This is a genomic window from Methylosinus sp. RM1 (assembly GCF_011378635.1).
GTDB lineage: Bacteria > Pseudomonadota > Alphaproteobacteria > Rhizobiales > Beijerinckiaceae > Methylosinus > Methylosinus sporium.
In genome coordinates this window covers 1-11,948 of sequence record NZ_WOVC01000060.1, presented here as the reverse complement: position 1 = coordinate 11,948, position 11,948 = coordinate 1, and the positions used below count along the sequence as shown (strand labels likewise).

11 protein-coding genes and 2 pseudogenes are annotated in these 11,948 nt (G+C 62.4%); 4 read left to right on the top strand and 9 right to left on the bottom strand.

The window, feature by feature from the left end:
• Nucleotides 1–113: 113 nt before the first annotated feature.
• Nucleotides 114–386, top strand: coding sequence for a helix-turn-helix domain-containing protein (locus FMZ75_RS20065; RefSeq protein ID WP_370464764.1), 273 nt, complete (start codon nucleotides 114–116; stop codon nucleotides 384–386).
• Between the two features lie 198 nt (nucleotides 387–584).
• Here FMZ75_RS20065 and FMZ75_RS20060 read toward each other — a convergent pair.
• The 4 genes and pseudogenes from FMZ75_RS20060 to FMZ75_RS20045 all read right to left on the bottom strand — a co-directional run.
• A pseudogene (locus FMZ75_RS20060) lies at nucleotides 585–854 on the bottom strand (recombinase family protein); the annotation flags it as partial.
• Nucleotides 855–916: 62 nt separating this feature from the next.
• Entirely contained in the window at nucleotides 917–1,225 is a 309-nt protein-coding gene (locus FMZ75_RS20055; RefSeq protein ID WP_166145793.1) for a HigA family addiction module antitoxin, read from the bottom strand.
• Between the two features lie 13 nt (nucleotides 1,226–1,238).
• Nucleotides 1,239–1,535, bottom strand: a complete 297-nt coding sequence (locus FMZ75_RS20050) for a type II toxin-antitoxin system RelE/ParE family toxin (RefSeq protein ID WP_166145790.1) — start codon at nucleotides 1,533–1,535, stop codon at nucleotides 1,239–1,241.
• Between the two features lie 231 nt (nucleotides 1,536–1,766).
• A pseudogene (locus FMZ75_RS20045) lies at nucleotides 1,767–2,129 on the bottom strand (transposase); the annotation flags it as partial.
• A 74-nt stretch (nucleotides 2,130–2,203) separates the two neighbouring features.
• Between FMZ75_RS20045 and FMZ75_RS20040 the strand changes: the two are divergent.
• Nucleotides 2,204–2,875, top strand: a complete 672-nt coding sequence (locus tag FMZ75_RS20040; protein ID WP_166145787.1) for an IS6 family transposase — start codon at nucleotides 2,204–2,206, stop codon at nucleotides 2,873–2,875.
• Between the two features lie 218 nt (nucleotides 2,876–3,093).
• Here the strand turns inward: FMZ75_RS20040 and FMZ75_RS20035 are convergent, their stop codons facing one another.
• The 4 genes from FMZ75_RS20035 to FMZ75_RS20020 all read right to left on the bottom strand — a co-directional run bounded on the left by FMZ75_RS20035 (nucleotide 3,094) and on the right by FMZ75_RS20020 (nucleotide 7,920).
• Complete coding sequence (locus FMZ75_RS20035) at nucleotides 3,094–5,589, bottom strand: TonB-dependent receptor (protein ID WP_166145784.1); 2,496 nt, start codon at nucleotides 5,587–5,589, stop codon at nucleotides 3,094–3,096.
• Nucleotides 5,590–5,752: 163 nt separating this feature from the next.
• A complete protein-coding gene (locus FMZ75_RS20030) occupies nucleotides 5,753–6,679 on the bottom strand; it encodes a FecR domain-containing protein (protein WP_370464763.1) in 927 nt (308 codons plus the stop codon).
• 95 nt (nucleotides 6,680–6,774) lie between these two features.
• Complete coding sequence (locus FMZ75_RS20025; RefSeq protein ID WP_166145778.1) at nucleotides 6,775–7,275, bottom strand: RNA polymerase sigma factor; 501 nt, start codon at nucleotides 7,273–7,275, stop codon at nucleotides 6,775–6,777.
• An 81-nt stretch (nucleotides 7,276–7,356) separates the two neighbouring features.
• Complete coding sequence (locus tag FMZ75_RS20020) at nucleotides 7,357–7,920, bottom strand: hypothetical protein (RefSeq protein ID WP_166145775.1); 564 nt, start codon at nucleotides 7,918–7,920, stop codon at nucleotides 7,357–7,359.
• A gap of 299 nt (nucleotides 7,921–8,219) precedes the next feature.
• Between FMZ75_RS20020 and FMZ75_RS20015 the strand changes: the two genes are divergently transcribed.
• Nucleotides 8,220–8,510 carry a hypothetical protein gene (locus FMZ75_RS20015; RefSeq protein WP_166145771.1) on the top strand — a complete coding sequence of 97 codons (291 nt, stop codon included), beginning with the start codon at nucleotides 8,220–8,222 and terminating at the stop codon, nucleotides 8,508–8,510.
• On the opposite strand, the gene FMZ75_RS20010 is transcribed toward FMZ75_RS20015, so the two are convergent.
• The gene (locus tag FMZ75_RS20010) at nucleotides 8,499–9,236 is read right to left on the bottom strand and encodes a recombinase family protein (RefSeq protein ID WP_370464762.1); all 738 of its coding nucleotides are present in this window, start codon (nucleotides 9,234–9,236) and stop codon (nucleotides 8,499–8,501) included. The two genes, FMZ75_RS20015 and FMZ75_RS20010, sit on opposite strands and share 12 nt — an antisense overlap.
• Here FMZ75_RS20010 and FMZ75_RS20005 point away from each other — a divergent pair.
• On the top strand, nucleotides 9,225–11,948 hold a 2,724-nt coding region (locus FMZ75_RS20005; protein ID WP_166145765.1), incomplete at its 3' end, for a Tn3 family transposase. The genes FMZ75_RS20010 and FMZ75_RS20005 overlap by 12 nt on opposite strands.

The window sequence follows — 11,948 nt, the reverse complement described above, 5'->3', positions numbered from 1 at the left end:
CCGCCTGCATCGCCTCGGGGCGATGGCTGAGTGGAAGTCTGTGACGACAGCCGCTTGAAATCGACCCGCGTGGCGTCAACGCGCCAGAATCGGGTTTATGTGACATCGCCCCTTTGAGTATCGAGCAACTCGCCGAACATGCAGCAATGAGCCCGCGCAACTTCGCCCGTCGTTTCCTCGAGGAAACCGGCTCAACTCCCGCTCGAGCAATCGAGCGATTGCGCGTCGAGGCTGCTCGCGAGTGGATCGGAGGGGGGGCTGAGTCCGTGGAGCAGATCGCCTTGCGCGCGGGATTCCGAGATCCTGATCGTATGCGTCGAGCCTTCATCCGCGCCTTTGGACAGTCTCCTCAGGCCATGCGACGAGTAGCGAAGGCGCAAATGTGAGCATTTGGCTGTAAAAAAGCACTAATATCAGACTGTTAAGGTCAATCATCCTGGGTTGCAGTCTTCTTTCCGATCGAGGCTCTGGCCGGGGCGGCGACCCAATTTCGCGAGCAGTTTCCCCGCACGCCGCTGCGGCTCTATGTCGAGGCGCTCGGGGCGTCGGTGGAGCCGGTGATCGACGGACGCGCGAGCTTCGGCATCGCGGGACTTGCCCATGAACGAATGGACCACGACGACATCGAACGGCGCGGGCTTCGACGTGCCCGCTTCGATCATGCGCTGGAACTCGGGCCTGCGGTCGTTGGTCGCCGAAGCGCCCGGCTCGACATAAGTTTCGACAAGCTGATAGCCGCGCGAGGCGCAGTAGGCTTCGCCCTGCCGCTTCTGGTCGGGGATCGAGACATCATGCTCGGCCTGCCGCGCCGTCGAGACGCGCAGATAGAGGGCGGCGCGTAGCGGCACGGTCATGATGGCAGTCTCCTTCTCGAATGGTGGTCCCGGCTCGAACTATCGGACGCACACGGCCGCGCTCAGGCCGCGCTCTGCAATGGACGCGCGCGTTCGACCCGTTCACGCTCCTTGGGTGTGTTCATCACCTCCCAAAGGTCGTTGCGCCGCTGCACGTTGAGCCAGAAGTCGGGGCTGTTGCCGAAGACGCGGGCCAGGATTAGCGCGGTCGCGGCCGTCACATTCCTGCGGTTGCCGCACAGTTCATTGACGTGCTTGCGCTGAACACCCATCGCCTCCGCGAGCGCGCCTTGTGTCAGCCCCATCGGCTCCATGAACTCTTCGGTCAGTATCTCGCCGACGCTTGCCGGCTTGCGCTTGGTGGTCAGCATGTTCGCCTCGCTCTTATCGGTAGCTGTGATCGTCCAGATAGATGCCGTCCGCCTCGCCGCGCTCACCATCCCAGCGGAAGATCAGCCGGAATTGCTCGTTGACGCGGATCGAATGGAGACCTGCCAGATTGCCTTTCAGCTTCTCGAAGTGGTTGCTGGGGGGCACACGCAAGTCCTGATCGGTCACGGCGTCGTCAATCATCTGGAGCTTGCGGAACAACCGGGCTTCCAGGTCGGATGGGATGTTGCGGGATTGGGCGTCCTCCACGAAAAAGGCCCGCAACCATTCGTCCCGAAAGCCAACGATCATCCCGCCTCTCCAACTATGAGTATATGTACCGCACTATAACTCATATTGCAATGGGGCGGGTCAGCCCTCGGAGCCGAACAGTTCATCGAACAGGTCTCCGAACCATTGCTCGAACACCTCGATCTCAGCCTGCGTGACTGGAACGGGATGGGGCCAGTCGTCGGTGACGGTCCAGGGCTTTGTCGCAAATTTTTGTTTGTGACCGCGATGAGCGTGTGAGAATGACCTGGCTCAGGCGGCGAGGGAATAGAATTGCTGCGCGGGACGCATTTCGTTCGTCGTTCGCATCTGCCCCTTTCGGATCATATGCATCAGCTCGATCCCAGAAAGCGTCGCGGCAGCCGATCGAAATGATTTGAAACCCAACATCGGCCGCGTCACTCGCTTCACCGCTCGATGGTCCTGTTCGACGATATTATTGAGATATTTGATGCGGCGGATTTCGATGTCCGCTTCATGCTCCGCATTGTAGCTTTCGATCGCCGCCGTGTTGGCGCCGCTCTTGTCGATCGTGATCTTCTCCGGCTCGCCATGCTGGCCGATCGCCTTGCGCAAGAAGCGCAACGCCGCTTTGCAGTCCCTCTTCGCCGTTAGGTTTTGTCGCAAATTTTTTTCGTGGGTCGGTTGGGGGCTATGATGTCCGGGAGTTGGGCAGGTGGACTATTGGGATGATCGATTTCAAAGGCAGCCATTTTGAACGCAAGGTGATCCTTTGGGGCGTCCGCTGGTATGTCGCGTATCCGATGAGCTATCGTCAGCTCGAGGAAATGATGGAAGAGCGAGGCGTCGAAGTCGACCATTCCACGCTCAACCGCTGGGTCGTCAAGTATGCGCCTTTGCTGGAGAAGCAGTTCCGTGCTCGCAAGCGCACGATCGGATCCAGCTGGCGTCTCGATGAGACCTATGTGAAAGTCAAAGCCTGCTGGAAATATCTCTATCGGGCCGTCGACAAGACAGGTGCGACAGTCGATTTTCTGTTGACCGCCAAGAGGGATCGCAAAGCCGCGTTGCGTTTCCTGCGTAAGGCGATCGGCCAGCATGGCAAGCCGGAGAAGATCACGATCGACAAGAGCGGGGCCAACACGGCAGCGATCGAAAGCTACAATGCGGAGCATGAAGCGGACATCGAAATCCGCCGCATCAAATATCTCAATAATATCGTCGAACAGGACCATCGAGCGGTGAAGCGAGTGACGCGGCCCATGTTGGGCTTCAAATCATTTCGATCGGCTGCTGCGACACTCTCGGGGATCGAGCTCATGCATATGATCCGAAAGGACCAGCTGCGGACCAGGGGCGAATTGCGTCCAGCCCAGCAGTTCTATGCCCTCGCGGCCTGAGCCCTGCCACTCTCACACGCCCGCGGCGCCTCCGTAGACAAAATTTGCGACACAACCGTCATCTCCATGCCGACGGCTATACGGGCTTCGGCGGCCGTTACGATGCCGACCCGAAAACCGGCGCGCCGGCACCGCCGCGTTTCGGCAGCGGGCGGCCGTTCGTGGCCAAGAGCGAACGCCGCGCTCGATCGGCGCCGCTTCATTCACCGCGATCGCGATCACAATTCGCCGCGCAACGTCACCATGAAGTTCCGCGGATCGCCCGGCGTGTTGTAGGTGTTGCTGCCGCCGACGCGTGTGTAATATTTCTGGTCGGTGATGTTGTTGATGTTCGCCTGCAACGTCAGATTCTCGTTGATCTTGTAGGACGCCATCGCGTCGATGACGGCGTAGGCCGGACCATGGCGCGCTTCGTTCAGCGTGTTGACCGAGCCAGAGAGACCACTCTGCGCGACGACGCCCGCGCCGAAGGTCAGGCCTTGCAGAAAGCCGTCGAACTCATATTTGCCCCAGATCTTGAACATGTGGGTCGGATACCAGGAACTGATCGGCCGGCCCTGATTGCTATCGTCGACGGAGAGATTCGTGCGCAAATAAGTGTAGCCGCCGATGACATCGAGCCCCGGCAGTGGGCTTTGGATAATCGGCAGATCGATATCGGCGAAGGGCTTGCCGGAGAATTCGACCTCGACTCCTCGGGACTCCGCCTTCCCAGCTTGGAGATAATAACCCGGATTTGCGGAATCGGCGTAAGAGCGATTGCGATCATTGATATCGAACCACGCCACTGATGCGTTGAGTTTTTTGTTCAGGAGCTCACCTTTGACGCCAGCTTCGAATTGTCCGCCTACCTCCGGATCGAGCGTCGTTCCGTCAGCCTTCTGGTCCGTCTGCGGAATGAAAATGTCGGAATAGCTGCCATAGATATTGATCTCGTCCGTCAGCCGGAAAATACCCGCGAGATAGGGCGAAAAGCGATGGTTGGATTTCTCCCCATATGACCAGTCGGTGGGCACGCTCGGCAAAACACTGCGGCTCTTAGCGAAGAAATTCGTCAATCGGCCACCGAAAACGAAAGTCAGCGGATCGACCGGCGTCAATCGGAGCTGGCTATAGGCCCCGTGCTGCAAGGTCTGATTTTGGCCGCCCACCGTGAAGGGATTGAGATTGGGACCGATCGCATTTGGCCAAAAGACCGGGATGTTGTTCACATTGACGGCAGGAGCGCGCTTATATTCATATGTGAAGCGGTCATAGTTATAGCCGATCGTCAATGTGTTTTTGATCGGGACAAAGGGCAGCGTGCCGGAGAGATAGGAGTCTATACCGGTTCGATGATAATAGTACAAGAAGTGGCGGCGGGCATACCGGGCCGTCCAATCGGAAGGGCTGACGCCGCTGCTCGGATAGGCGTCGTAGAACTCGTTATCTATGTCGCGTCGATTGAAATTGACTTTCGCGACCCAGTCGTCGCCGAAACGATGTTCGAGGCGGACATTCTTGTCTTCTGTGTCCCATTTGGATTGGGTCCAATCGGGATAGGGATTCCAGGATCGCGGCACGTTCAGGAAATAGGGGCTAGTGCCGCCGAAGTAGGAAATGGCGGCGACCGGCTGCCCACTATAATCCGGGTCGCTCGTTCTCTGGCGTGTGTAGGTGACATTCACGAGCGTGTTCGGCGTGATGTCGTATTCGAGAGAGCCGTAGCCGAGCCATTTGTTCTCGGGCTGCGACGGCGTGAAGAAAAAGTGCTTGTCCTGATGGAGCACGAGCGCGCGATAACGAAACGTCCGCTCTTCGTTGATCGGACCGGTGACGTCGATCACGCCGCGATAATTGTCCCACGAACCCGCGCTGAACTCCGTTCTGAGCTTGAATTCGTCCTGCGGCCGTTTTCTGACGATATTGACGATTCCGCCGGGATTTCCCGACCCGGTGAGCAGACCCGCCGGACCTTTCAACACCTCGATGCGATCGTAGACGGCGAGATCGAGCTGCTGATAACCGCCGAAGCCGCTATAAGTCGGAACGCCGTCATAGGCGACGTCGAGCGCGTAGCCGCGCGAGCCCGGCTGCCCCTGCGTGACGTCGTTGGCGATCGCCGAGACGCCGGGAATCCAGAACATCGCGTCCTGAATCGTGGTGAGCTGCATATCGTTGATCTGCGCGCGCGTCATCACCGAGACCGACTGCGGGACCTCCTTGCGCGGCAGCGGAACCTTGCCGGCGACGGTCACGAGCGGAGTCGTGTAAGTGCCCGTTCCTTCCGTGATCGCGCCGCGGTCGGCGCTATAGGCTTTCTTTTCGTCGCGCTTTTCCGCGCCGATGTCGATCGGCGGCAGAGCCTCCGCGCCGCCCGCGTCGCTGCGCACGCCCGTGTCGTTCTGCGCCAGTATGATCGACACGGCCTTCGCGTCTGGACCGCCGAAGCGATAAGAGAGCCCCGTGCCGTCGAGCAGGCGATCCAGCCCCTCTCGAACCGAAAAGGCGCCGGAAAGCCCGCTCGTGCGCAATGTCCTAGTCACATGCGCTTCGTAGAGAAGATGGAGTCCGTTCTTCACGGCGAAGGCGTTCAGCGCCGTCGCCACCGATCCAGCCGGTATGTCGTAGACCATGACGACGCCGCTGCGCTCTTGCGGCGAGAGGGACGCCTCGGCCGGCGTTCCTCCCATCGCAAAGGCGCTGAACGCCATCGCCGCAACCGTCGAGCTCATCGCCGCACCCTCGTAACGCAGACCTCTTTTCGCCATCGCCGCTTTCCGTCGAATTGGGTTCTCGGACGCGAGACGACGTCCGTGACCAACTCGACGCCCTCAAGTCGAATTCGGAATGTCCAATGCGAAAAAAATTGTGCGGGAAGGTGGCCAGAACCGCCCGTCATTCCGTGAGCAGAATGAGGTAGTCGGTCAGATGGATCGAATGCAGGCCGAGGAAATATTCGATCTCGCGCAGAGAAGTGAGCGGCTCCGCGGTCGAGAAAACGCCGCTCACCCGCCGCGCGCAGGTCGACGCGCGCAGGCAGACGACATAGCCGTGGCGATGACGGCCGAGCGTCGCCAGCGCTTCGCCGAGCGGCCTGTCCTCCACGATCAGCGCGCCGCGCCGCCAAGCGGCGATCGTTTCCGCGGCGGCGGTCGCCGGAGGCCGCGCGGCGGCGTTCGCCTCGTAAAATGTCTGCTGCCGCTCCTCGACAATGACGCGCGCGCCGCCGCTGGCGACAGCGACCGAGTGCTCGCCAACGGCGACGCGCGCGCCGCCTTCCTTGGTGAGCGCGACGTCGAAGGCGGTGCCGAGCGCCGTCACCTCGCCGCCCGCGGCCTCGACGACGAAGGGACGCGCGGGATCGGGCGCGACCTCGAACCACGCCTCCCCGGACAGCAGGCGCACGCGGCGGCGCCCGGCTTCGAAACGGACCTCGATCGCCGAGCCGCCGTCGAGCTCCACACGCGAGCCATCGACGAGAGTCGCCGTTCGGCGCTCTCCGACGCCTGTCGCAAAGTCCGAACGCCAGATCAGAGAGAGATCGCCGAGGAAGAACAGAAAGGCCAAAGAGGCGGCGACCAATAATCCAATCGTCGCCTTTCGTCGCGACGCCGCGCCCCGGAAGCGAGACCGGCGCGCCGGGCGCAGCGCTCGCGCTTCCTCGAACATTCCGGCGACATCGGCATAGGCGCGGCGATGGGCCGGATCGGCGGCGAGCCAGGCGTCGAAGGCCGCGCGATCCTGGTCGAGGTCGCCGGCCTTCTCCCTGATCCACCAGTCGATCGCCGCCGCACGGACGGAGTCGCCCTCCCCCATTCCCATCTCACCGTCGCTCCCTGCGCGCGGATCGCCATCCGCGCCCGCCGAATACGACGCGCCAATAGGGGAAAAAGGAAGGTCCGGCGGTGAAAAATCTTTCATCCCAGCGCCGCCCAGCAACGCTGCATGGCGATGCTCATATGCTGACGCACCATGCGCTCGGTGACGCCGAGACGCAGGGCGATCTCGCGAAAGGAGAGATCCTCGAAGGCGCAGAGCTCGAAGACCTCCCGACATCGGGGCGGCAAGGCCTCGATCGCCTCGCAGAGGCGGCGCGCCCGGCGCTCATAGTCGACGATCTCGTCCTGCCGCGCCTCGCTGCTCGGCCGCTCGCCGAGGAGCTGATCGAAGGCGAGATATTTGTGCTCCGTCCGCCGACGCCGGGCCAGGTCGCGCGTGAGATTGGCGGCGATCTGCTGGAGGAAAGCCGGCGGATCGGCGACATCGTCGAGGCGCTCGTGCCGCAGCGCGCGCACGAAGGTCTCCTGAAGCAGATCGGACGCGTCTTCCGCGCCGACGCGACGCGTCAGATAGGCCGTCAGCGCGCGCCTGTTGCGCTCGAACAGGTCGCGAATGAAACGAGTCTTCTTTTCCGACATTCGCCGGCGCCCGCGACGGTCACGACGCGCGCTGCGCGGTCGTCGTGACCGGAGGTGAAAAAACCAGGGTGAAAGGGTCGATCAGCCGATCGACGGGGGCGCGCGGGAGGCGGAATAGCTCGGACGGCCGATGGGCGCGCCGGTCTGCTCGCGATCGACCGACGACACTTGTCCCGAGTCGAAGCGCGGCACGAGCGCCGTAAAGAACATGGCGAGAAATGCGAGAGACGCCGAATCTCGAGGACAGGTGCAAAACGCGCAATGAGAGTGTTGACCGCCGTGCTTCACGGGCGCGCCATCGTCCCCTCGAGCGGCGCATAGCGGACCGCCCTCCTCCCCGCTCGACCAGCCGAAAGACGGGAAGGCCGTCGCCCATCCGTGGCTCGGCGTCACAAAGGGAAGCGAGGCGAGCGCCAGCCAAACGCCGAGCACCGCGGCGAGCGCGGTCCTTAGCTTGGTGAAATGCGCCCATGACGAAGCCATGGCGTCATAGGAGACAGGCGAAAGCGTGAGCGTCAAGAAGGAATTGCGCCGCTGGGCGCTTTTGCAGCGCAGGCTGTCGAGGCAGGAAGCCGGAAACGTCCGCCGGCCGCAGGAACAGCCATCGGGCACGTCGGTCGAAGGGCCGCCGGGCGAGCCGGGCATTGGCCGATCTACAGAGGCATGCGGAGTCGAAGGCGTAGTTCGCGCCCGACTGCAGACGCGCTGCCGTGCCGATCGCTTCCTCGATATATGGCCGAGGCAACGACGCGGCGTTGCCGTCCTGACCGCGTCCGGTGCCGCCCCTCGGATTATGTCCTGCTCACACCGTTTGCACCAGAGCCCCGCCGTTGACATGACATATCGACTGGTGAGTAAAGGCAACGCGACTGCGAGAGCATGCAAGGTTGTGGGGGAATTTAGATTTTGACGGCTAAGATCGCCTTTTTGGGGAGGGCGAGCCTATGCAAAAGCTGGTTTGGCGGGTGAAGCTTGTCGCGGATTTCGGGGATGAAACGACGGAACCCGAAATTGAGGTGGCCCGGATCGAAAGGGACGAGTTTTCTGTTCCCGAAACGCTTGGTCTGTCGCTCGCCGAAGGGAAACGCCTGGTCGCTGCTATTCAAACGGAAATGGTCCGCGCACAGGCGGCGGCGATGGGCGAGCGGCTTCGTTGCTGTGCGCATTGCGGATCGGACTTGCCCAGTAAAGGGGTCATCGTGGAATTTTCCCGAAATCCTACGCTAAGGCTTTGAGGCCGGCTTTTCGGCGGCGCGGGCGTGGGAGACGAAGCGCGAGATGGTCGCGCGGTGAATCTTGAAGAGCCTCGCCATCTCGGCGGCGGATTTTCGGCCGGACGCGACAGCTTCGACGATTTCGTTCTTCTGCTCGGCGGTAATCCGAGGCTTTCGGCCGGGAACGCGGCCCTTCTCGCGGGCTTCGCGCAGGCCGGCGCGGGTGCGCTCGCGAATCATCTCGCGCTCGAACTCGGCGAAGGAGCCGAGCATCTGCATCATCATGCGGCCTGCGGGGCCTGACGTGTCGATCGCCTCGGTGAGCGAGCGGAACTTGCCGCCCATAGCGTCGATACGTTCGAGGATGACGAGCAGGTCCTTGAGCGAGCGCGACAGGCGATCGAGCTTCCATACGACGAGAGTGTCGCCGGTGCGCATCTGATCGAGCAGGCGATGCAACTCGGGACGATCCCACCTTCCGCCGGAGGCGGCTTCCTCGAACACCTTTTTGCAACCGGCCTTTTTGAGTGCGCGGATTTGCGGCGCTGTTTCCTGATCTTCCGACTTGGAGACGCGGGCGTAACCGAGCAGCATAGTCGTCGCTTTTTCTGTTGCCAAACACCGGCTATTTGGCAACAGAATAAGGCAAAACGCAAGCCGTTGATTTGGCGACACCTCGTGACCGAGCGGTGGGTCGTTGCGCAAACGAACGTTTGCGCAACGAAAAGACCCGCCATGAAGAAGCATGAAATTCTCTCACCGCATTCGCGCGCCGCACTGTTCGATCCGCCGACGGAGCCGACGGCAATCGTGCGGCACTACACCTTCTCGCCGGAAGATTTGGCGCTGATCCGGCGGCGTCGGCGCGCCGCAAACCGGATCGGCTTTGCCGTGCATCTCGCCTATCTGCGGTTTCCCGGACGCGTGCTCGGCTCGGATGAAATACCGCCTGCCGACATGCTGGCCTTCGTCGCATCGCAGATCGCATGTGATGCCGCGGCCTTCGCGTCATACGCGCTACGCAGCGAAACGCGTTGGGAGCATCTCGGCGAATTGCAAACCCATCTCGGCATGCGCCCATTCCGACGCGAGAACGCGCGCGCCGTCGCTCATGTCGCGATGGAGCAAGCGAACGGCTCGGATCGTGGCGATGCGATCGTTTCCGCCATGGTCGCTTATTTACGCGAACAAAACGTGCTGCTGCCTTCGTCGTCGGAATTGGAGCGTTTGGCGCTGACGGCGCGCGCCCTTGCGCGCAAGCGCGCGTACAAAAACCTTGTCGAAGGCCTGCCTCGAGACACAATCATCGCCCTGGAAGCGTTGCTCGCCGTCAATGACGAGCAGGGACGCACGCCGCTCGTGTGGCTCCGGGAATGGCCGGAGAAGCCGACGCAGAAAAACCTCTCCGGGATCATCGAACGGCTGCAAGCCGTGCGTCAACTCGGCGTCGACCCGGATCGCGAGAAGCGCATTCACCGCGCACGTTACGCGGCGATCGCCAGAGAAATCGCCGTCCTCGTTCCGTGCGACGTCTCGCGTTTTGACACGCCACGCCGCTTGGCGACGCTCGTGGTGTTCGGGCGTGAGATGGAAGCGATCCTCACCGACGCTGCTCTCGCCATGTTCGGCAAGCTGCTTGGCTCCGTGTTCCGCCGTGCCGAGAACAAGCATAAGGAGAATCTCGTTGCGCGCGCCAAGGCGCTCGACGCTCCGACACGGGCGTTGCTCGGCATGGCGAAAGCCATGCTGGCGGCGAAGGACAAGGGAGAAGACCAGGTTGCGGCAGTGGAGCGAGCGCTCGGCTGGGAGCGCCTGAAAGCCCTCGTCGAGAAAGCCGACAAGACAGTCGCCGGCGCACGCACGGACAATCTGCAGGAGGTCGTGGAACGCCATGCCACGGTGCGGCATGTTTCCTCCGTTCTGCTCGGCGCGTTCACGTTCCGCTCCTGGAAATCCGGCGACGCCCTGCTCGACGCGCTGGACGTGCTTCGCGAGATTCATGCGAACGGCCCGAGGAAATTTCCGGCGCACCCGCCGATGGCGTTCCTGTCGCCGACATGGCGCAAGCTCGTGAAAGCCGACTCCGGCGTCGATCGCAGGGCCTATGAGGTCGCGGTCATGATGACGTTGCGCGACCGCTTGCAGGCGGGTGACGTATGGGTCGAAGGCAGCCGGGCGTTTCGCGCCTTCGACGACTTTCTCTGGCCGCCCGACGTGTTCGCGACGCGGAGGCGCAACGGCGAGCTGGGTCTCGCCGTCGCCGATCGTTTCGAGGATTGGCGTGACGAGAAGGCCAAGCTTTTGGAAACCCGCCTTCGCGAGGTCGACGCGCTCGCAGTCGCCGGCGAGCTGCCCGAAGCGACACTCACGACAGAAGGCTTGTCGATCAGCCCCATCCGCAAGAACGAGAACGCAGAAGCCGACACCATGACACGCCGACTCTACGGCATGCTGCCCCGTCTGCGCATCACCGAGGTCCTCGCGGAAGTGCATGGTTGGACAGGCTTCTCGGAGCGCTTTCTCCATCTGCGCAGCGGCGCGCCGCCGGAGGACATTCTCGCGCTGATGACAGCCTTGCTTGCCGACGCGACCAATCTCGGCCTCGCGCGGATGGCGCGCAGCTCCACCGTCTCCACGCATTCCAAGCTGCTCTGGACCGCCGAATGGCATGTGCGCGACGAGACCTATCAGGCGGCGCTCGCCTGCCTCGTCGATGCGATTCACGCGCATCCCTTCACAAAGGTCTGGGGCGAAGGCGACACGTCGTCGTCGGATGGCCAGTTCTTCAGGGCCGGAGGCCACGGCGAAGCGCGCGCCGACCACAACGCCAAATACGGCTCGGAGCCGGGCGTGAAGTTCTACACCCACGTCTCCGATCGTTATGCGCCGTTCAGCACCAAGGTCATCGCCGCGAACGCCAGCGAGGCCGCGCATATTCTCGACGGCCTGCTGCATCATGAAAGCGCGCTCGACATTCGTGAGCACTATACCGACACCGCCGGCGCCATCGACCACGTGTTCGGCCTGTGCAGCCTTTTGGGCTTCCGCTTCGCGCCGCGCATTCGCGATCTCGCCGATCGAAGGCTCTATGTCTTGGACACTCGCGCAGCATACAAAGCGCTCACGCCGCTCATCGGCGGCGCGGTCGACATGCGTGTCGTCGGCGACAACTGGGATGAAATCCTGCGCTCGGGCGCGTCGATCAAGGCCGGAACCGTCGCGCCCTCGGCGCTCTTGCGCCGTCTTGCCGCCTATCCGCGGCAAAACGCCATCGCCAAGGCGCTGCGGGAAATAGGACGCCTGGAGCGCACGCTGTTCACGCTCGACTGGATCAGCGACCCCGCCCTGCGCCGGCGCGCCAATGCCGGCCTCAACAAGGGCGAGGCCCACCACGCTCTCAAGCGAGCCGTCTTCTTCCATCGGCTCGGCGAAATCCGCGAACGCACGTTCGAGAACCAA

Excerpts from the sequence above, each read along its gene's own strand:
- FMZ75_RS20010 (WP_370464762.1), bottom strand. The coding sequence starts at position 9,236 with ATGCTTCTTCATGGCGGGTCTTTTCGTTGCGCAAACGTTCGTTTGCGC.
- FMZ75_RS20050 (WP_166145790.1), bottom strand. The coding sequence starts at position 1,535 with ATGATCGTTGGCTTTCGGGACGAATGGTTGCGGGCCTTTTTCGTGGAG.
- FMZ75_RS20035 (WP_166145784.1), bottom strand. The coding sequence starts at position 5,589 with ATGAGCTCGACGGTTGCGGCGATGGCGTTCAGCGCCTTTGCGATGGGA.
- FMZ75_RS20020 (WP_166145775.1), bottom strand. The coding sequence starts at position 7,920 with ATGCCCGGCTCGCCCGGCGGCCCTTCGACCGACGTGCCCGATGGCTGT.
- FMZ75_RS20055 (WP_166145793.1), bottom strand. The coding sequence starts at position 1,225 with ATGCTGACCACCAAGCGCAAGCCGGCAAGCGTCGGCGAGATACTGACC.
- FMZ75_RS20015 (WP_166145771.1), top strand. The coding sequence starts at position 8,220 with ATGCAAAAGCTGGTTTGGCGGGTGAAGCTTGTCGCGGATTTCGGGGAT.
- FMZ75_RS20030 (WP_370464763.1), bottom strand. The coding sequence starts at position 6,679 with ATGGGAATGGGGGAGGGCGACTCCGTCCGTGCGGCGGCGATCGACTGG.
- FMZ75_RS20025 (WP_166145778.1), bottom strand. The coding sequence starts at position 7,275 with ATGTCGGAAAAGAAGACTCGTTTCATTCGCGACCTGTTCGAGCGCAAC.
- FMZ75_RS20040 (WP_166145787.1), top strand. The coding sequence starts at position 2,204 with ATGATCGATTTCAAAGGCAGCCATTTTGAACGCAAGGTGATCCTTTGG.